Below are 19,460 nucleotides of genomic sequence, written 5' to 3'. Positions count from 1 at the left end.
CCTCGGCCTCCGGCGTGACAGGCCGGCGTTATAACCGTCTTAACTACCGCTCCGTAATGGCCCGCCCCGCTGTGCGGGGATGGCGCCGGGCCGGGCGAGTTGTGGTGGGCAGTACAGGACTTGAACCTGTGGCCCCCGCCGTGTGAAGGCGGTGCTCTACCAGCTGAGCTAACTGCCCTCCCGGAGCAATTTGTTTATTCCACTCCAGCCGTTACGTCAAGGCAAAATTTCTGTAAAAAATTTTTTACGGATGTTTTTTCTTAACCCTCTGCTTTTCCAGCGGGATTTTCCGACGCCCGACGAATCCCGGCCGCCATGCCTTGCCGTTGCCCGCAAGGGGTGGTAGTTCTTGCCCGATGCGACGCAAGGATCACACCATCATGATGATGACAGCACGAATCCGGGGCCTGCTGCTGGGCGTGGCCCTGCTCCCCCTCCTCTCCGCGACCGCCCCGGCGCAAGTCATTGACGGGCCGCGCATCATGGATCAGCGCATGAGCGAGAACCTCTGCGCCATCACCTTTGATGACGGACCTTCGCGGCATACCGGGCACCTGCTCGACATGCTGCGCGAATACGGCATCCCCGCCACCTTCTTTCTGCTGGGCAGCCATGTGGAGCGCAACCCCGCCATGGTGCGGCGCATCATTGAGGAAGGGCACGAGGTGGGCAACCACTCCTGGTCGCATCCCAACCTGCGGACGCTCCCGGCGGAACTTCAGCTGAAGGAGATCCAGGCCACGGATGCGGCGCTCCGCGCCCTGGGAGGCGCTCCCGCATTCCTGCGGCCGCCCTATGGCGCCTTTGACGTCCAGACACTGGAGATCGCGCGCGCCCTGGGGCTGGAGGTGATCCTCTGGTCACTGGACAGCAACGACTGGAAACGCCTGCCCGCCGACTACGCCAAATTGCGCTCCGCGCGCGGCACGCAGTACGGCAGCGGGGAGCTGCGCGGCATCTTTCTCTTTCATGACACGCACAAGGGGACCGTGGACGACCTGCCCCGGATCATTGCCAATCTGCGGGCCGGCGGATGTCGCCGGTTCGTCACGGTGAGCGACTATCTGGCGGGCGCCCTCGACCCCGAGCCGGGCCTGCTCATGACGCGGCGGCCGCAGCCTCCCCTGAGCGCGCCCTCCCTGGCCGTGCAGCACGCGCCCGACGGCGCCGCGGCACAGCCCGACACCCCCGGGGCATCCATCCCGCTGGCGCGGTGCAGCCGCCCGTGGAACGCGCCCCTGGCAACGGTCTCCACAACGCCGCGCACGGTCCACAACACCGCAACGACCGCAACAACAAGCGCAACGCGGTTGCCCGCCGGCGGCGCGCGCCCGGCCGCGGAGATCTGAGTCCGGGGGCCTCTCCGCCCGGCGCCGGTCGGTCACGCGGTCTCAGGCCGGGAACACCAGGGCCTCGTACCAGAAAAGCCGCGCCTCCGGCCGGCGCCATGCGCCATGCGGCACTCCCGCCTTGGCGCAGAGATGCTCCAGACAGGTCTCTCTGTCCCAGCCCTGCTCCACCGGGACCTGGGGCAAAAACACGCCGCTCCTCCCGCCATACTGCAAGACAAGTCCATGGCGTCCGACCTCGATACGCGCAGGGTCGGGGCAGGGCGCAAGCTCGTCCAGAACGGAAATCTCCAGCGCGGCCTGTTCCCATTCGCGCACGGTGAGCGGAGGAAAGCGCGGGTCTTCAAGGGCGGCCGCCCGCGCCATGCGCCAGACGGTTTCCGCCAGGGGCGCGCGCCCGACAATGGCGCCGATGCAGCCACGCAATGCCCCGTTGCATGTGATGGTCACGAAGGCGCCAAGCGGCCGGCGCAGAACGGGATGCTCCCCTGCGGGGGCCTCCCGGCTGCCGGCCGCTCCCGCAAAGTCCGACACCTCCGGCAACACGGGCGAGCCTCCAATGGCAAGCGCGATGGACTGCCTCGCCAGCCGCCCCAGCCATGCCCGCTCAGCCGCGCTGAGCGTGAAGGAAAGCGCCATCCCATCCTCCTTCCGGATTCCTTCCGGCCGCATGCCCCGGATGCCTGCGGACGCCCGCGGATGCCTGACGCCCGGCATCCCGCATGCCGCGGATCGCAAAAAGAAATGCCACAACCAGTGGTTGCGGCACCTCTTCGGGCATGGATATCTTGCATCTTGCCTTTTTCAAGGCCAAAACTCACGGCAGGCAGGGCCGGCACAGCGCGGCGCGCATCTCCCGCGCGCCGCCGTTGCAACGACCGCCTCCCGCACGGCCGGAGCCTGCGAAAGAAACCGCAACGCAGGGGCAACCAACGCGTCCGAGCCGTGGCGCCCGCGCAGGGCACCCCGTGTCCACCCGCAAGCATCCTGCGAAGGACATTCGCGGGGCGTTCAGAAAAAAACGCGGGCTTCCGCCACCGGCTGCGCCGCCGCAAAACCCTTGCGGGTCGTGCAGCCTTGCATGCAGAGGCTAGTCCTCGCCCTCGGCGTGGCTCTGCTTGCCGGCGCCCTTGAGACCGTACATGGTGGTGGAACCGGAGGACCAGTATTCCATGGTCTGGTCATCCACCAGGGCGGTGAGGATCTTCTTCACTTCACGGGGCTTCTTGTCAGGGAAGAGGGGAAGGAAGTCATTGAAATAGAACTTGGACTTGGCAGCGGACTTGCCCTTGAGGAAGTCCACCACAGCCTGTTTTTCCTGATCCGTAACGGTCGCAGCCATTTTTTCTCTCCTGAGGGGAAAGCGGCCCGGACCCACATGGAGACCGGGCCGCAGGGGAATGCCTAGAACTTGAACTGGGTGCTCTGACGCCAGCTGTAGTAGGCGGAATCGCGGAAGTCGTCGATAAGGTGTTCGCTGAACTTCAGGCCCGTAAGCTTGAAGAACTCTTCCCAGCCGATACGCTCGGCCCAGTCGCCCAGGCGTTCGTATTTTTCGGCATTGGCTGCATAGACGTCAAGGATCTTGCGCACCGTCTTGGTGAGGGTGGGCCAGCGCGGCGGCTCATTGGGGATGTACGCCACCACGACCTTGGAGAACTTGGGCCAGGAGATGCGGTTGGAAACCTTGCCGCCCACCATGATGGCGATGCCGTCGCTCTCGCCGTCGGCGATGGGCAGGGCGGGGCACATGGTGTAGCAGTTGCCGCAGTACATGCAGCGGTCTTCCTTGATCGCCACGGAGTTGACCTTCTGGCCGTTGTGCTCCAGCTTGGTGGGACGCACGGCGGCAGTGGGGCACGCGGCCACGGCCAGCGGGATTTCGCAGAGCTGATCGACCCACTCGTTGTCGATCATGGGCGGCTTGCGGTGGATGCCCACCAGGCCGAGGTCGGAGCAGTGCACGGCGCCGCACATGTTGATGCAGCAGGCCAGGGACACGCGCACCGGCGCGGGCATGCGCATGCTCTCGAACTCGTCGAACAGGGCGTCCATGACGCACTTCACCGGGCCGGAGGCGTCGGTGGCCGGGGTGTGGCAGTGGATCCAGCCCTGGGTGTGGATCATGTTGCAGACGCACGCGCCCGTGCCGCCCACCGGGAACTTCTGCGAGCCGCCGGCGAACTTGCGGGAGTTGAGATCGTCGCGCAGGGCCTTCATGGTGGCTTCGTCGGTCACCATGAATTCGATGTTGTTGCGCGTGGTCCAGCGCACATGGCCGCCGCAGTACTTGTCGGCGATGTCGCAGATCTCGCGGATGTGGGTGATGGACATGGTACGCGAGCCGCCCACGCGCACGGTGTAGACCTTGTCGCCGCTCTCCGCCACATGGAGGAGAACGCCCGGCTCGAGGATCTCGTGATAGAGCCACTTGCCGAAGTTCTTGGCGATGACGGGCGGGAAGTACTGGTCGTACTTGTGCGGGCCGATGTCGGAGATGCGGCCTTCCATGGGTTTCTTGGGATCGTATCCCGTAGAGATGAATGCCATATCTGTGTCCCCCTTTGGCGGCTAGCGCTGATGGCGTTGACGGAAGGCGGCAAGATCACGCGACCAGCCACCGGGCACTTCACTTTCCTTGAAGAAGATGAAGGGGTTGGTGCGCGGGTTCTTGACCTGGCAGGCCTGGGCCTCGGTCTCGGTGGCTTCGAGCAGCTTCTGGAAGGAGAGACGCTTCATGGTCTCACCCACGCGCTCGCGGTTCTTGCCTTCTTCCATCCACCAGTCCCAAATCTTTTCGATGACTTCCTTGATGTCATCGTAGGGGGCTTCACAGGAGATGAAGGGGATAAGGACCGAACCCATCTGCGCGCCGTCGACCACGGGGGCCTTGGCGCCGACGAGGATGCTCGCGCCGCGCTCGTCGCCGATGTGCAGGGCCTGGGGCATGGTGTTGATGCAGTGCATGCAGCGCACGCACTCGCTCGTCTTGATGGAAAGCTTGCTGCCGTCCCACTTCATGCACTTGGAGGGGCAGCGGGCGATGACTTCCTTCTCGATGTCGAACTTGCCCCAGTCGCGGCCGGCATGGGCGCCCGCGTTGGGCTTGATGGCGCCGGCCACATAGGCCTTGACCTTTTCGTTGTCGATCTTGATGTCATCCTTCCAGGTGCCGATGACGGCGAAGTCGGAACGGGCCATGGCGCAGACGCAGCCGTTGGGGCAGCCGTCGAACTTGAACTTGAACTTGTAGGGGAAGGCCGGGCGGTGCAGCTCGTCCTGATAGTCCATGGTGAGCTGGTAGCACATGTCCTGCGTGTTGTAGCAGGCATATTCGCAGCGGGACATGCCGAGGCAGGCCGCGGGCGTACGCAGGTTGGAGCCGGAACCGCCGAGGTCGTTCTTCATCTCGTGGGTGAGCTGCCAGAAAATTTCCTCGAGCTGCGGGGTCTGGGTGCCGAGAAGGACGATGTCGCCCGTGGAACCGTGCATGTTGGTCATGCCGGAACCGCGCAGATCCCAGATGTCGCAGAGCGTGCGGAGGAACTTGGTGTCATAGTACTTGCCCGAGGGCTGGGCCACGCGCATGGTGTGGAACGCCGCCACGCCGGGGAACATTTCGGGCTGGTCGCAGTAGCGGCCGATGACGCCGCCGCCGTAGCCGAACACGCCCACGATGCCGCCGTGCTTCCAGTGGGTTTCCTTTTCCTTGTAGGAAAGTTCCACCAGGCCGAGCAGATCCTCAAGGCAGTCCTGCTGGATCTGGTAGTCCAGCTTTTTCGGATTGGCAGCGCGGTTGGCCGCTTCCTGTTTGATGTCGGATACGAAGCTCGGCCAGGGGCCGCTTTCAAGCTCGTCCAACATGGGTGTTGCATGTTTCGCCATTGCCATACCTCCACTGTGGTTTGCGTCATGCCGCCGCGTGAACAGCGGCCGCCGCTGCTTGCGGCGCGCTTCCGGCTCGCCGGTGCGCCCGTTGGCGGATGCGCGCCCGGAGTTCCCGGAGTGCGCGGAGCGCGTCGCGCGCTGCCGCATCCGTGCTTTCCGTAGCCCGGAACGCATCCCGGACGGCAGAAAGCGGACGAGCCAGAGCCTTGGCCCCTAAGGCCACAACGCGGTCTGTCAAGACATAGACCAAAATTTCCCTATTGACAACCGCTTTTGAGGGAAAAAATGCGGGACAGCCTGCGGGAAGGTGCGGGGACGCGCTCCGCGGCGCCGTGCGGGAGAATTGGCGCGGACCGCGCGGAGTCCGCGAAACCGGGCGGAGGGGCGGTGGAACAAAGATGGGGACCATGGCGGCGAGCCGCGCCGGGTGCGGCATCCGCCCGGCCGGAAGGGACGAAACGCCAGGCGCTGCGAAAGGAACCGGGATCCATCCCGGGGATGCGCGGCAGGACCCCGCATGCCGCGCGCCGCCGGCGGAAAAAGCCGCGCGCCGCGCGAGAGGGCGCTCAGGCGTTGGCAGCCTTGAGCAGGTCTTCCACCATGTCCAGGGAGGGGGTGGCGTCATCATCCAGCCCGCACAGGCCGCGGACGGCGAGCATGAGCATGTCGAACTGGAGCACCATCTCCGTGGCGCCGTTGTGGATGACGCAGGTATCGCCGCGCACGGAGAGGCGATAGGCGCGCCGGGAGCGTTCGTGCCCCTGCGAACGGACGATGTAATAGACCTGCTCGCGCGTATCCGTCACATAGAGCTGCTGCCGGGTGAGCGTGCCGGATTCCTCGTCAAACCAGGAGCACTCGGAAAACAGGCGGCCACGGAAGCGGAGGTCTTCGCCGTTGTCATGTTTCAGACAAATATCATCCATGGGTTTGTGCACATCGTCCTCCGCGCTTGCGCGGCCCCGCAGCGGGGCCGCCTCCCTGGTGCGACGTTCCGCGCAGGGGCGGAACCCGGGAATCCCGGCAAACATGAGTGGCTGCACGCTAGCACCGCCCGCCGCCGCTTGTCAAGGAATCGCAGCAACCAGACAGCAAAAACGCAGCATCTGGGCTGCCCGCACACATAACCAGAGAAAAATACAGAATTTTTTCCTTTTGCAGGCACAGTGTCCCGGCCGCCGAAGGCGCGCGTACCCAAAATCCTTTCCTGGCGCGGCACACGGCAGCCGCCCGGCATCCTCGCGAGCGGGCGAGGAAAAGTGCCTCCATTCCTTGGCTGGCGGTCGGGAAGCGCGGGTACCTCCCCCGTGCCGGGCCTGGCGGGAACGGGAAAATTTCGCATTGCGGTTTTAAAGCAGAGCTTTTCATGGAGTTTCTGAACTTTTTGCAAATCCCTGTCATTCGCGCGGGTTGGCAGCGCATTGATAGGGCCTTACCCTAGCGGCCGGAAGGCGAACGCCCCGGTTCCGGGGCGGTGGCCGGGGACGGCTCCTCCCCGGTCCGGCGCCGCGCGAAGCGGGCATAACACCGGGCCACGGGCGAGTCAGGGTCCATGGCGTCGAGAAAGATGCCCCGGGGGGACGACGCTTCCTCCTTCTTCTGGTCCCGCACGGAGGAAGGCGCTTCCTCCTGCCGACGCGTGCGCTCCGGCGCGCTTCTGCCCAGGGGCAGCGAAACCTGCACACGACAGAAATAGGGCTGCCCGAGATAGGCATTCACCCGGGCAAGGATCTCGTCGCCACGGAAGCGCAGTTCCTGCATGAGCATGGCATCTTCCGCCCCGAGCAGGAGCGTCGCGCCCGCTTCCGGCGGCCGCCCGGCCCGGTGCCCGAGCGGCATGGCAAGGGCCGCCAGCTCGTCGCCCAGCGCCGTTTCCCAGTTATCCCACAGGCGTTGCAGGCCCGCACGCTCGGGCGTGCCCCCCATGGACGCGAGCAGGGCGCGCAGGGCCTCGCCCAGAGACCGGGCGGCGCCGGATGCGCCGCCGCGCCGCCGGCCAGCGCCGCGCCGTCCGAGCTGCCCCCCCCGCCCGTCCGCCCGCTGCCGGCGGGACATCAGCAGGCCCTCCCCGCCCCTGCGGGGCGCCAAAGGTGATGATCGCGCCGGCTGTGGCGCAACGGCCGGCTCCCGCTATGCGCGCTCTTGACCATATCAGGAAAAGTGCATATGTATGCGCCCGTCCAGATATGCCCCGCTGCCGTCCGCAAGGATGCCAGCCCACAAGGATGCCGCATGGATCTGCTCCATTTCAAAGCTCTTTCCGACGCGACGCGTCTGCGCCTTGTCCACATCCTTCTCCATTACGAGCTTTCGGTCAATGAGCTGGTGCGTATCCTCGGCATGGGCCAGTCGCGCGTCTCGCGGCATCTCAAGATCCTTGCGGAGGCGGGCCTGCTGGCATCGCGACGGGATGGGCTTTGGGTCTTTTACACCGCGCCCGCGGGAGGCGAGAAGCTCGCCTTCCTGCGCGCCATGCTGCCGTTCGTTCCGCCGGATGCGGCCATGCGCGCGGACCTTGCGCTGGCCGCGCAGATCCTGGAGGAGCGGGCGCGCAAGACACGCCAGTTTTTCAATGCCATTGCTGAGGACTGGGACGAACTCAACCGCGAGGTGCTCGGAACCCTGGACCTGGCCGAGGCGGCGTGCGCGGCGCTTCCCGCGGGCTGCGGCACGGCGGTGGACCTCGGCTGCGGCACGGGCGCCGTGCTGCGCCGCCTGCTCCCGGGCGCCCGCATGCTCATCGGGGTGGACGGTTCCGCGCGCATGCTCGAACTCTGCCGCCGCCGTTTCCAGCCCGAAGAACTTGCCCACGGCAGGGTTTCGCTGCGTATCGGGGAACTCAGCCACCTTCCGTTGCGCGATCAGGAGGCGGACTTCGCCTGCATCAACCTGGTGCTCCACCATCTGCCGGTGCCGGCCGAGGGCCTTGCCGAAGCGCGGCGCATCATGTCGCCCGGCGGCACGCTCTTTGTCGCCGACTTTCTGGCCCACAGCGACGAGACCATGCGCAGCCGCTACGGCGACCACTGGCTCGGTTTCGATGAGGCTCTGCTGCGCGCGACCCTTGAACGGGCGGGCTTCCTCCCTAAAGAGACCCGGCGCGAACCTGTGGGGCGGGGCCTCACCCTGCTGCTCATGACGGCGACCGCCCGCTGAAAACGCGCGAGCGGCGCCCTCCCGCAACAACCCAACCTGCCAAAGGAGACGATGATGACCCAACCCCTTGACCTTTCTCTGCCGTACAAGGTGGCGGACATGAGCCTTGCCGACTTCGGCCGCAAGGAGATGCAGCTTTCCGAACGGGAGATGCCCGGCCTCATGGAATGCATAAAAAAATACGGTCCTTCCAAGCCGCTCAAAGGACTCAAGGTGACAGGCTCCCTGCACATGACCATCCAGACGGCCATGCTCATCAAGACCCTGCACGCCCTGGGCGCGGATATCCGCTGGGCCTCGTGCAACATTTTCTCCACCCAGGATCACGCCGCCGCCGCCGTGGTGGACATGGGCCTGGCCGCGGTGTTCGCCTGGAAGGGCGAAAGCCTGGAAGACTACTGGTGGTGCACGGAAATGGCCCTGACCTGGCCCGACGGCTCCGGCCCGGACCTCATCGTGGACGACGGCGGCGACGCCACGCTGCTGATCCACAAGGGCGTCGAGGCGGAAAACGATCCCTCGCTGCTTGGGCAAAAGACCGACAACAAGGAATTTCAGTGCGTGCTCGACCGCCTCGCCCTGCGCTTCAAGGAAGACCCGCGCCACTGGCAGAAGCTGGCCGCCTCGGTCAAGGGCGTCTCCGAAGAGACCACCACCGGCGTCCACCGCCTGTACCAGCTGGAAAAGGAGGGCAAGCTCCTCTTTCCGGCCATCAACGTCAATGACTCGGTCACCAAGTCCAAGTTCGACAACCTCTACGGCTGCCGCGAATCCCTGGCGGACGGCATCAAGCGCGCCACGGACATCATGGTGGCCGGCAAGGTGGTGGTCGTCTGCGGCTACGGCGACGTGGGCAAGGGCTGCGCCCAGTCCATGCGCGGCTTCGGCGCGCGCGTCCTTGTGACGGAGATCGACCCCATCTGCGCCCTGCAGGCCGCCATGGAAGGCTATGAGGTCGTCACCGTGGAAGACGCCCTCGCCGAAGGCGACATTTTCGTCACCTGCACCGGCAATTATCACGTCATCACCGGCGAACACATGGAAGGCATGAAGGACGAAGCCATCGTCTGCAATATCGGCCACTTCGACAACGAGATCGACATGGCCTACCTGGAGCGCACCCCCGGCGTGACGCGGGTCAACATCAAGCCCCAGGTGGACAAGTGGACGCTCACGTCCGGCCGCAGCATCCTGGTGCTTGCCGAGGGCCGTCTCGTCAATCTGGGCTGCGCCACGGGCCACGCCAGTTTTGTCATGTCCAACAGCTTCACCAACCAGACCCTGGCGCAGATCAAGCTCGCCAGCGAGAACCTGGAGAATCGCGTCTATACCCTGCCCAAGGAACTGGACGAAGAGGTGGCCCGCCTCCATCTCGCCCGGCTCGGCGCGCGCCTGACGCGGCTCACCCCCGAGCAGGCCGCCTATATCGGCGTCAAGGTGGAAGGACCGTACAAGAGCGAGATGTATCGGTACTAGCGCGTTTTCGCAATGAAATTGCGTAACGCTCTGGCGGCTGCGGGAGCAGACGCCCGCGCCGTAATAAGGCGGGAAACCACGCTTTTCCGCCGCTTGTCCCGCTCTGCGGGGAAATGGAGGCGGCAAAACCTGAGGAAAATATCTGTCTTGCAGATATTTTCCTCAGCAAAATGCTCTAGCGCGGGTGTGACGAGGAGCAGCAAACGCCGGGCCAGGGGCAACGCGCCTCCGCGTGGCTCCGGCCCGGCGGATGTTTGTCGTGAAACAAAAACGGGAAAATGCGGCCCGCCTCCGGCTGCCGCGCCCAGGCGGCCGCCAAAGGAAACCACCCGCCGTCACAATGCCAGAAGCATCCGCGGCTTTCTTCGCCGCAACGGCGGGAGCCTGCGTCGCAACGGCGGAAACAGGGCGGCGAAACCTGAGGAAAATATCCGCGCTCCAGATATTTTCCTCCAAAAAATGCTCTAGTCGTCCACCCAGGCGGCGTCTTCCAGCGCCTTGTAGCCGCGAACGGCCAGATACAGCGTGCCGTCCACATCCTCGACCAGGCCCGTGGCTTCCACCGCCACATTGACCTCGTCATCGAGGTCCACCCCCGCGCCACGCGGGAGGATACGGTACTCGACGCCGTCCTGCACGATAGCCACGCTCGCCTGATGTGCATCCACCGAACGCGGAAGGCTCGTCACATAGCCTCTGACTGTTACGGGACTCTTGCTCATATCCGCCAGTGCCTCTGCAACTAGAAATTTTTTTTTGCATATCGTGTTTCCCGCCCCAAAGCAAGACAGCGCGCACCTTGCGGCATCCCGCTCCTCGGCGCGGCGGCTCAGGATCCCCCCCCGGTCCTGTGGCGCGGTCGTTGCCAATGCCCCTTGCGGATAGGCGCAATGCGCTTGCGAAAGAGATCTTCGCCGGGAAATGCCGTTTTCCGCCAGGGATCGCACCCGCATCTCCAGCGGAAGACGGCGGAGAACGCGGCGCGCCGCACATCGCGCGGGAGCGCCGCCCGCCCTCCCGCCGCGGCTCAAGTTTTTTTTTCTTTTGCCGATAGAGAGGACAGGGAACTGCCCCTTCGCGGGCACGTTGCCGCTGCGACCCTCAAGCCCCTGCGGAAGCGCCATGCACTGTTCCTTGCCTGTATGCGTTCGACTGTGGCCGTGTCTGCCACCGCTTCTTGCCATCCTGCTGCTGGGGGGCTGCGGCTTTTTCGGCCAGAAGACCGTGGACAGCGGACCGGGATCGGTCAAGGCGCATAAAGTGGTGAGGACGGCCTACAGCCAGATGGGCAGGCAATATCGTTCGGGCGGCGCCTCGCCGCAAAAGGGCTTCGACTGCTCGGGGCTTATCTGGTGGGCGTACCGCCAGCACGGCGTCAAGGTCCCCCGGATCACCACGGATCAGGCGCGGGCCGGGCAGGCCGTGCCCAAGGCGCGCCCCAGGCCGGGCGACATCGTGGTCTTCCGCACGGGCAACAGCCCGCGCGGGCTGCATACCGGCATCTATGCGGGCGGCGGCTCGTTCATCCACAGCCCGCGCAAGGGTGAACGCGTGCGGATGGAAAGCCTGAATATCCCGTACTGGAAAAGCAAGCTCATTGCCGTTCGCCGCGTCGTGCGCTGACCCGGATGAGCGCCATGGCCGCGGCCGGAGCGTTCCGCAGCCCCCCTGCCCCGGCTGATGCCGGCGCGCCCGGCCAGCCAGGGACGACAGCCGCGCCGCCCGCACGCATCCCCGAAGCAACGCAACTTGCGGGCTTGCCTTTTTTGCGCCCTTGCCCTATCTCTAAAAAAATCTTGAGACACGCGGCGCGCTTCCCGCATGCTCTCCCGAAGCGCGCCAAAGGGGGCTTCCATGGCCGGCGAGGCGCTGACGGACGACAGCCTGTTGAGCATTGCGGATATTTCCCGGCACTTTTCCCTGCCGGAGTCCACCACGCGGTATTACTGCAAGCGCTTCGCCGCGTTCATCCCCAGCGTGGGGGAGGGCCGCCGCCGCCGCTACCGCAAGGAAACCCTTGAGGTCATTGCGGCCATCCTTGAGGAGATGCAGAGATCCCGCACGGCGGCGGCCGTGGAAGCCGCGCTGGAGACCCGCTTTCCGCGCAATGCGCTGGCGCTCAGCAGCGAACATGCGTGCCGGCCTGTGGCGGCGACCGCCGGGGAGAGCCTGCTCTCCGCCGGGGCGCTCCACCTGCTGGAACGCCAGACCCATGCGCTTGAGCTGATTGCGGAACTGATGCGCCTGTTTCTGGAGCGCGTCCCCCCGCAGGGGGAGCCGGCTTCCGACCTCGGACGGCAGCAGGAACGCCTGCGCGCGGATCTGGAGACCCTGCGGCTGCTGCTCCAGAGTTCGGAAAAGACACAGCAGGCGGATCTGGAGCAATTGCGCGCCTGGATGCAGCGGCTGGTGCGCCAGCGCGCCACGGAACCGCGCGCCGCGCCCACGCCTGATGCCTGAACAGACGTAAGTACGGCCGGCCGCATCCGCCTGTCGCGCGGCACGCGGCGGGCAGGGAAATCATCAATCCTCAAGGAGTTCCGGAACAGGGCCGTCAGGAAAAATTTCGCCAGCGGAATAGAGAACGGCCTGGCCTGAAAGCCGCACGCGCCCACCCGCAACCTCGCCGGCAATGCGCCCGGAACGCCGCGACGCCTGAAAAGCGGCGATCTCGCGTTTTCCCAGCTCCCGTGCCCAGTAGGGGAGGATCATGCAGTGCGTGGAACCCGTCACCGGGTCTTCCATGTCGGCCATGTCGGGCACGAACACGCGCGAAACGCAATCTTCCGTGCGGCCCCTGGCCGTAACCGCAATGCACAAGCCCGGCAACGCCGCCAGCAGATGGCGCTCTGGCGTCAGTTCCCGCACCTGGGTTTCCGTCTCGAGCACCAGGAGCAGATCCCTGTCCAGAAACGCGGCTCTCGGCCACACTCCCACGGCCCGCGCCATGGACTCCGTGACCGGAATTTCCGTAAGCGCGTATGCCGGAGCGTCAAGCGTGATCAACGCGTCCCTGACACTGACCACCAGGGGACCGGCGGCACTCCCGAAGCAAAGGCGCTTGCCTGCGGCGGACGAAAGCCGGGCGAGGACAAAGGCGGCGGCCATGGTCGCATGTCCGCAAAAATCAATCTCGCCCTGCGGGGTAAACCAGCGCAGCTGCCAGACCCCGCCGGCACGCACCGCAAACGCCGTTTCCGGAAGGGAATTTTCCCGCGCAATGGCCTGCATGAGCGCTTCGGAAAGCTCCTCCCCCGGCAGACAGACCGCCGCCGGATTGCCGCGGAAGAGCCTGTCGGTGAAGACATCAACGACATACTGCGGAAAGGACACGCGAACCTCCGGGAAACCACGGTGCGGAGAAGGGATAGCGCATATCCGCATTGCGGCAGAGCGGTGTTGCGCCAAGGCATGGCGCGCGCTGACAGGACAGCCGCTGTGACGGCTGCCGGCCCACCGACGCTTGAGGAATGCCCACTTCGGGCTTGCCCCGCAAGCCGCGGCACCATCGCAACGCGGTATGCCGGGCATCCGCCGCATCTTCCGGAAGAGCCGCGCCGGACTTGCACGCGGGACGGTCCTTCATGACCGCGACCGCCGTATCCGAAATGGCCGTTTTTGCGTGTTCAGGGGCACCGCCCCGAGGTCGCATGGCACACATGCCGGTCGCGGAACAGGGCGCTTCTTCTGCTGCGTGCGTCTCCCCGGCGGGAGGGACCCCTATGGCCGTGCGCTCCGCGCGCCGTCCCTCGCCATTTCCACGGCGGCGCGGAACAGCTCCAGCGGCAGGGCGCCGCGCACCACCAGATCATTGACCAGAAAATACGGCGTCCCCTCCACGCCGAGTTTTTGCGCGTCTTTCTGGTCCTCTGCAAGGATATCGGTGACCTTTTTGCTGCGCGCATCGCGCGCGAGCCGTTTCATATCCACGCCAAGCTGCTGCGCGCGCTCCTTGATGAACGGCTCGCCCTCGGCAAGCAGCCGGTCGCGATTGGCAAACATGGACTCGTAGAACTCCCAGGCCTTGGACGCATCCTGAAGGGCAATAGCCACGAAATAGGCCGAAGCGATGCCGCCCGGACCTTTTTCCTCAAGGGGCAGGTGCTTGAAAATCAGGCAGATGTCGTCGCCATAGGTCTTGCGCAGGGCCTCCACAGTTTTGGATGCCTGTTCGCAATAGCTGCAGGTGAAATCGGAAAAGGCCACGATCCGCACCGGGGCATCGCTCCGTCCCAGCACAGGCCGGTTCTCCAGCCTGACGCTCTTGGGAGCCTTCATGTCCTTGCGCCATTGCAGCTCCAGATTGTGCTTCCGGCGCGAATTGGCCCCCTGCTGCGCGATGTCCAGCACGGCCTCGCTATTGCGGCGCAAGACATCCAGAACAAGCTCCGGGCGTTCACGCAGCAGGGTCTCCAGCGCCGCGGCCAAAGCCGCATCCTGCCCCTGGGCGGCGGCATGTGCAACGGACACCTGGGGCACGGACAACGCGGCGCTCACGACTAGAGCGCCCAAAAACGGAAACGGCCTTTTCATGATGTTTTCAAGCTCCACGAAAAACTGAAAGATCCCTCGCCGGGATGCGGGCACACGCCCGGCGGCCACTGGCCGCGCCCCTTTCCTCGGTTTTCTGCATAGCCTGAACGGGCGAGGGACGCAAGCCCCGCTCTGGGGCGACCTCGGTGCCGCGCTTCGTGCATTTCCTGAAAATGATCACGTGAATGTCATGGCGACAGCCAAGCGAAAGGCACGCGTTTCTCCGGCGGGCCAGCCGCGCGGCTCTGCCGGCGCGGCTTGACTCGCGGCCAAGGCTTTTTTACAAACGCAGCAGACGACGCTCTCTCCAACTGGACCGCGTTGACGTTTCACGTGAAACATGACATGCCCGCGCGGTCCAGCCGGAAGGACGCCCGCAACGCTCCGTATTTTCCGCCGGCATGATGTTTCATGTAAAACATCATGCCCAACAGGGAAAATACGGCAGGCGGGCACAGGGTTTTCGGAAAAACAGCTAGAGAAGGGAGCATTCATGGCGCGCATCATTTCCATCGCCAACCAGAAAGGTGGCGTGGGGAAAACCACCACGGCCATCAACCTGGGCGCTGCCCTGGCCGTCATGGAAAAAAAGGTGCTGCTTGTGGATTGCGATCCGCAGGCCAACAGCACCAGCGGCCTGGGATTCAGTCAGGAAGAACTGCGGGCGGACCTCTACTCGACCTTCTACACGCCCGACGCCGTGCGCGGGAGCATCGTCTCCTGCCGCACGCCGTTCCTTGACCTGCTGCCGGCCAGTACCAACCTCGTCGCCGTGGAACTGGAACTGGTGGACAAGATGGCGCGGGAATTTTTTCTTGATGAATGCCTCAAACGCGTTCAGGACGAGTACGAATACATCATCCTTGATTGTCCGCCTTCTCTGGGGCTGCTCACGCTCAACGCATTGTGCGCGTCCCGCGAGCTGCTTATTCCGTTGCAGTGCGAGTTTTTTGCGCTTGAAGGCATCGTCAAGCTCCTCCAGACCTATGAACAGGTCAAGAAGCGGCTCAATCCCGAGCTTGGCCTCCTGGGCGTTGTCCTCACCATGTACGACATCCGCAACAGGCTGACGCGGGAAGTAAAAAACGAGGTGCGCCGCTGCTTTCCCGATCACCTTTTTGAAACGGTGATCCCGCGCAACGTGCGCCTGTCCGAAGCGCCCAGCCATGGAAAATCCATCATCCACTACGACATCAAATCCAAGGGGGCGGAGGCATACCTTGGCCTTGCCAAGGAAGTGGTGCTGCGCCGGCCTTCGCGGCGGCCGATGCGCCCCCAGGCTCAGGCGCCCGGGGTGGATTCCAGCGCCACATGATCCCGGAAATGCTTCTGACGGATGGTGGCGCCGCATTTCTGGCAATGAAAAACGAGCAGGCCCCCGAGATTGGCATTGGCAAGACGGAAGGGATGCCCGGGTTCGGTGCGCCAGTCCGCAACGTGATGGCCGCACTGCGGACATTTGACCGCCGGGTCATAGGGATAGCGGAAATCCCAATACCGCAAAAATTCCGCAAAGGCCTCCAGCGGCTCGGGGGCAGGGGCATCCGCCGTTTCCTCCGCGCAGCCGCCGGACCGGAGCAGGGGCTTGAGACGTTCCCACAGGGTCAGGGGGATCTGGACCGCAACGATGTTGCCGCGCTCATCCGTGAGATAGTGGACCTGTTCCTTCATGTGAAACTCCCTGAAGAAGCCCGGCGCGTGCGGACCCGCCGCGGGTCCATGAGCGCGGGAGTGGAATGTTTTAAACGCTGATGCGGCGAAAAGTCAAAGCGGATCTGTGGGGAGCCTTTTCGCGTTGCAGGCTCCGGGTCCGCAACGCAGCCGGCGCGGGGGGGGAATGTGCCCGCGCCTTGTGCTGACGCAGATATGGTTGCATGCGCGTTGCGCCCGCAGACGCACAGCGCGTGAAAACGACGAGGAAAGCATCATGGTCACTGCCGCTCGGGGACTGGGCCGGGGACTGGACGCGCTGTTCGAGCACGCAGCGCCGCAAGGCACAACGGAAACACCGCGCGACCTGCCGCTCTCGGCGCTGGTTGCCAATCCCGCGCAGCCCAGGCGCGCGTTTGCCGCGGAGGCGCTGGAAGAACTGGCGGAGTCCATCCGGCGGCAGGGCATCATCCAGCCGCTTCTGGTGCGGCCCCTGGAGGACGGCGAACGGTATCAGATCGTGGCGGGCGAGCGTCGCTGGCGCGCCGCGGCCAAGGCCGGACTCACCGAGGTCCCGGTCTACGTGCGCCACATGGATGAGCAGGAAGCCATGGCCGCCGCGCTCATCGAGAATCTCCAGCGCGAGGACCTCAATCCTGTTGAGGAGGCACAGGCCCTCCAGGCGCTGCGCGAGACCCTCAACCTCACGCAGGAGGAGCTGGCGGCCCGGCTCGGCAAGAGCAGGCCGGCCGTCGCCAATGCCCTGCGCCTGCTCCAGCTGGGCGAGGCGGCGCTGGACGACCTGCGCCAGGGGCGGATCACGCCGGGCCACGGTCGTTGCCTGCTGGGCATCGATGAAGAACAGGCGGCCGAGGCCCTGCGCCTGCGTATCGTCGCCAACGGCCTGACCGTGCGCGAGGCCGAGGAAGCGGCCGCGCACTGGCGCCATGCGGGCGGCTTTCCCTGGGAAGCGGCGAGCGCCGCGCCGGGATCGGAGCGGGGCGGAAGCGCCGCAACGCGGCACGCCGCCCCGGCGCAGCTGGAAGATCTGCGGGCGCGCCTCTGCGATGCCCTCGCCTGTCCGGTACGGATCAGCGGCAGCGCGCGCAAGGGGCGCATCACCCTTGCCTACGCAAGCCCGGAAGATCTGCGCGCCCTCCTGGAGCGCCTGGGACTTGCCCCCGAGGAACCCTGAAAACTCAAAAGCGCCGGCGACGCACCACCGCGCCGTACATGCCCTCGAGCCAGGGGTGGGACATGGGCGTGCTCCAGGAACGGACAAGCTCCAGGGCCGTATCCGCTTCCCTCAGGGAAGCCACCACCGCCTCATTTTCCGAGGGATTGAGCGTACAGGTGAGATAGGCCAGCTCGCGCCCGGGCTGGAGGCGCGCGGCAAGGGCCGTCAGAATGCGGCCTTGCGTTTCGGGATATTCGCGCAAGACCGCCATGCTGCGCCGGCCGGGAAAACGGATGTCCGGCCGGCGTCCGAGGACCCCGAGTCCGCTGCACGGGGCATCCGCCAGAATGTGGCCGTCCCAGGCGCGCACCGGCGGCCGCGCCGCATCCGCAATGAGCAGCGCCGGAAAGGTCCCTTCGGACGGCATCGCCCGCGCCCGCCCGAGTCGTCCCCGGGATAGGTCCGTGGCAAGGCGCACCGGAACGCCCGCCTCCAGCAGCGCCCGGGATTTGCCGCCAACGCCCGCGCAGGCGTCCCAGACCGGCGCGTCCCAGTCCAGAAGCCCCAGTTCCTGAAGGATGACTTGCGAACCTGCGGATTGAAACTCCAGAACGCCCGCCGTTCGCAACGCCGCCAGAGGCATGCCCAGTGCTTGCTCAGGCAGCGCGCCGGGCGCAAAGGCCAGGCCCCAGGCGCCCACAGCCGCGCACGCCGCTTCCGGCGCCGCCGCCTCCAAAGACCGGCGCGCCGCCGTTGCCAGGGGGTGCCTGGCATTGATGCGGATGCCCGTCCACGGGCGCTGGAAACAGCGCCGCAGAAGCGCCAACGCGGTTTCCTCGCCATAGGCATCGCGCCAGAGATCCGCGATCTCCGGGGGCATGCTCCAGAAGCGGCATGCCGCGCGCCATGCCCGCTGGCCGGGCGCGTCCCGCGCCTCCTCATACCACGCCGCATCCCGCGGCGCATCGCCCAGACGCTGCAAAGACCGCAAGACGCCGTTTGCCACTCTGGCGAGCCGGACGCCGTAACGGTCGTCCACCTGGCGCACAGCCGCGGAAATGGCGGCATGCGCGGGAATGCGCTCCTGAAAGAGCAGACTGTGGACCGCAATGGCGAGGCAGTGGAGCATGGGCCGGGGCAGGCCGGCGGGGCGCCGCAGAAGGCGCCCGAGAATGGCTTCGCAACGGATGCGCTCCCGGGCGCAGCCATAGACCAGTTCCGAACAGAGGCGCCGCTCGCGGGCCGGCGGATCGCTCCCCGCCAGCACCGCGTCCACGGCGGCTTGAATGGGCATGCCTTCATCCATGAGTTCCAGAGCCAGGACAGCGCACTCCCGGGCATCCGCTCCCGACCGGGCGCAACGCTCCCCGCCCTTGCGGGCAGGCGCGTCCGGGACCTTCATGGACGCTCCCCTGCCCCGCATGCCGCGTCGTCCCGCCGCAGAAAGCGGGCCAGGGCATCCTCCACAGCGGTCAGGGGCACGAGCGTATCCCGGCAGGGACCGTGCGGCCGCTCATTGAGGACACCAAAGACCGGCAGGGGATAGCTGTCCTGAATGCCGGAAACGAGATCGCGCTCGCAGGCCACGGCCACAATGCAGGCCGGGCGGCATTCGACGACGATGCGGCGCGCGATGGTGCCGCCGGTAGCCAGGGCAAGGCGAAAACCCAGACGGTCCCGCAGGTCCAGCAGCGGCCCTATCTGGCAGGCGCCGCAACGGCGGCAGTTGTCCGGCTCGGGAGAAATGCGGTGCCGGCAGCGGCTGTTCTGGACGCAATGGGGCAGCAGAAGCAGCAGGTCCCGCGCGGGGACGCGCACGCCTTCCGCAAGCACCAGCTCATTGTTCACCTTGACAAAGGAACGGCGCACCGCGGTGCGTCCGATGCCGCACACGCGCCCCAGGCTTTCCATGAACGGCAGAAACAAGCGCACCAGCACATGCCGCACCCAGGAAATGCCCGGCAGGCGGCGCCCGGTGTAGATATGAAAAATGAGCGTGGCGCAGAGCCACGCCAGCAGGGCGATGACCGCAAGACCGCAGCTTACGCTCAGCAACGGAAGCCACGTCGCCATCACGCCGCCCGGCACCAGCCAGGGCAGCACAAGAAACGCGAAGATCACCAGACAGAAGGCCAGACAACTGGCAACCATGAGTCCGATGAAGATCCGCTTGCGGCCCCCGCCATACTGCCCGGGCGGCAGGGAATGCGGCGACTTGGCCGGCCACATGG

Annotated in this window: 19 protein-coding genes and 1 tRNA gene; 7 read left to right on the top strand and 13 right to left on the bottom strand. The window is 65.7% G+C overall.

What is annotated here, in order from left to right; genetic code table 11:
- Window positions 1-102 precede the first annotated feature (102 nt).
- Window positions 103-178 (bottom strand) — tRNA-Val (locus tag QZ294_RS09995).
- Between the two features lie 202 nt (window positions 179-380).
- Between QZ294_RS09995 and QZ294_RS09990 the strand changes: the two genes are divergently transcribed.
- Window positions 381-1,349 carry a polysaccharide deacetylase family protein gene (locus QZ294_RS09990; protein ID WP_297049771.1) on the top strand — a complete coding sequence of 323 codons (969 nt, stop codon included), beginning with the start codon at window positions 381-383 and terminating at the stop codon, window positions 1,347-1,349.
- A 42-nt stretch (window positions 1,350-1,391) separates the two neighbouring features.
- Here QZ294_RS09990 and amrA read toward each other — a convergent pair whose 3' ends face one another.
- The 6 genes from amrA to QZ294_RS09960 all read right to left on the bottom strand — a co-directional run bounded on the left by amrA (window position 1,392) and on the right by QZ294_RS09960 (window position 7,292).
- Window positions 1,392-1,988, bottom strand: coding sequence for an AmmeMemoRadiSam system protein A (gene amrA / locus QZ294_RS09985; RefSeq protein WP_297049768.1), 597 nt, complete (start codon window positions 1,986-1,988; stop codon window positions 1,392-1,394).
- Between the two features lie 451 nt (window positions 1,989-2,439).
- On the bottom strand, window positions 2,440-2,691 hold the full coding sequence (locus QZ294_RS09980; protein ID WP_297049762.1) for a dissimilatory sulfite reductase D family protein: 252 nt from the start codon (window positions 2,689-2,691) through the stop codon (window positions 2,440-2,442).
- 62 nt (window positions 2,692-2,753) lie between these two features.
- On the bottom strand, window positions 2,754-3,899 hold the full coding sequence (gene dsrB / locus QZ294_RS09975) for a dissimilatory-type sulfite reductase subunit beta (RefSeq protein WP_297049757.1): 1,146 nt from the start codon (window positions 3,897-3,899) through the stop codon (window positions 2,754-2,756).
- A 21-nt stretch (window positions 3,900-3,920) separates the two neighbouring features.
- Entirely contained in the window at window positions 3,921-5,234 is a 1,314-nt protein-coding gene (gene dsrA, locus QZ294_RS09970) for a dissimilatory-type sulfite reductase subunit alpha (RefSeq protein ID WP_297049755.1), read from the bottom strand.
- A gap of 569 nt (window positions 5,235-5,803) precedes the next feature.
- Window positions 5,804-6,175 carry a hypothetical protein gene (locus tag QZ294_RS09965; protein WP_297049746.1) on the bottom strand — a complete coding sequence of 124 codons (372 nt, stop codon included), beginning with the start codon at window positions 6,173-6,175 and terminating at the stop codon, window positions 5,804-5,806.
- A 499-nt stretch (window positions 6,176-6,674) separates the two neighbouring features.
- Window positions 6,675-7,292, bottom strand: coding sequence for a DUF721 domain-containing protein (locus tag QZ294_RS09960; RefSeq protein WP_297049742.1), 618 nt, complete (start codon window positions 7,290-7,292; stop codon window positions 6,675-6,677).
- Window positions 7,293-7,469: 177 nt separating this feature from the next.
- On the opposite strand from QZ294_RS09960, the gene QZ294_RS09955 reads away from it, so the two are divergent.
- Both QZ294_RS09955 and ahcY read left to right on the top strand, forming a co-directional pair.
- Window positions 7,470-8,393, top strand: coding sequence for a metalloregulator ArsR/SmtB family transcription factor (locus QZ294_RS09955; RefSeq protein ID WP_297049736.1), 924 nt, complete (start codon window positions 7,470-7,472; stop codon window positions 8,391-8,393).
- A gap of 54 nt (window positions 8,394-8,447) precedes the next feature.
- The gene (ahcY, locus tag QZ294_RS09950) at window positions 8,448-9,869 is read left to right on the top strand and encodes an adenosylhomocysteinase (RefSeq protein ID WP_297049730.1); all 1,422 of its coding nucleotides are present in this window, start codon (window positions 8,448-8,450) and stop codon (window positions 9,867-9,869) included.
- A gap of 464 nt (window positions 9,870-10,333) precedes the next feature.
- On the opposite strand, the gene QZ294_RS09945 is transcribed toward ahcY, so the two are convergent.
- The gene (locus QZ294_RS09945) at window positions 10,334-10,591 is read right to left on the bottom strand and encodes a hypothetical protein (protein WP_297049722.1); all 258 of its coding nucleotides are present in this window, start codon (window positions 10,589-10,591) and stop codon (window positions 10,334-10,336) included.
- Window positions 10,592-10,991: 400 nt separating this feature from the next.
- Between QZ294_RS09945 and QZ294_RS09940 the strand changes: the two genes are divergently transcribed.
- Window positions 10,992-11,492 (top strand): C40 family peptidase, encoded by a 501-nt coding sequence (locus tag QZ294_RS09940; RefSeq protein WP_297049715.1) that lies wholly within the window; start codon window positions 10,992-10,994, stop codon window positions 11,490-11,492.
- A gap of 231 nt (window positions 11,493-11,723) precedes the next feature.
- Complete coding sequence (locus QZ294_RS09935) at window positions 11,724-12,329, top strand: MerR family transcriptional regulator (protein ID WP_297049708.1); 606 nt, start codon at window positions 11,724-11,726, stop codon at window positions 12,327-12,329.
- A gap of 63 nt (window positions 12,330-12,392) precedes the next feature.
- On the opposite strand, the gene QZ294_RS09930 is transcribed toward QZ294_RS09935, so the two are convergent.
- Window positions 12,393-13,202, bottom strand: coding sequence for a PhzF family phenazine biosynthesis protein (locus QZ294_RS09930; protein ID WP_297049702.1), 810 nt, complete (start codon window positions 13,200-13,202; stop codon window positions 12,393-12,395).
- Window positions 13,203-13,589: 387 nt separating this feature from the next.
- On the bottom strand, window positions 13,590-14,402 hold the full coding sequence (locus QZ294_RS09925) for a thioredoxin domain-containing protein (protein WP_297049693.1): 813 nt from the start codon (window positions 14,400-14,402) through the stop codon (window positions 13,590-13,592).
- A gap of 493 nt (window positions 14,403-14,895) precedes the next feature.
- Here QZ294_RS09925 and QZ294_RS09920 point away from each other — a divergent pair, with 493 nt between their 5' ends.
- On the top strand, window positions 14,896-15,717 hold the full coding sequence (locus tag QZ294_RS09920) for a ParA family protein (RefSeq protein WP_297049690.1): 822 nt from the start codon (window positions 14,896-14,898) through the stop codon (window positions 15,715-15,717).
- Here the strand turns inward: QZ294_RS09920 and QZ294_RS09915 are convergent.
- A complete protein-coding gene (locus tag QZ294_RS09915; protein ID WP_297049688.1) occupies window positions 15,684-16,073 on the bottom strand; it encodes a hypothetical protein in 390 nt (129 codons plus the stop codon). The two genes, QZ294_RS09920 and QZ294_RS09915, sit on opposite strands and share 34 nt — an antisense overlap.
- A 256-nt stretch (window positions 16,074-16,329) precedes the next feature.
- Here QZ294_RS09915 and QZ294_RS09910 point away from each other — a divergent pair, with 256 nt between their 5' ends.
- Entirely contained in the window at window positions 16,330-17,247 is a 918-nt protein-coding gene (locus tag QZ294_RS09910; RefSeq protein WP_297049684.1) for a ParB/RepB/Spo0J family partition protein, read from the top strand.
- Window positions 17,248-17,251: 4 nt separating this feature from the next.
- Here the strand turns inward: QZ294_RS09910 and QZ294_RS09905 are convergent, their stop codons facing one another.
- The gene (locus QZ294_RS09905; protein WP_297049681.1) at window positions 17,252-18,631 is read right to left on the bottom strand and encodes a transcription antitermination factor NusB; all 1,380 of its coding nucleotides are present in this window, start codon (window positions 18,629-18,631) and stop codon (window positions 17,252-17,254) included.
- Window positions 18,628-19,458 (bottom strand): DUF116 domain-containing protein, encoded by an 831-nt coding sequence (locus QZ294_RS09900; RefSeq protein WP_297049678.1) that lies wholly within the window; start codon window positions 19,456-19,458, stop codon window positions 18,628-18,630. Before QZ294_RS09900 ends, QZ294_RS09905 begins: the two co-directional genes overlap by 4 nt.
- Window positions 19,459-19,460: the final 2 nt, after the last annotated feature.

The sequence above is a fragment of the uncultured Desulfovibrio sp. genome (genome assembly GCF_910584445.1).
GTDB lineage: Bacteria > Desulfobacterota > Desulfovibrionia > Desulfovibrionales > Desulfovibrionaceae > Desulfovibrio.
The sequence above is the reverse complement of the archived record's forward strand: the minus strand, read 5'-3'. Positions and strand labels throughout refer to the sequence as shown.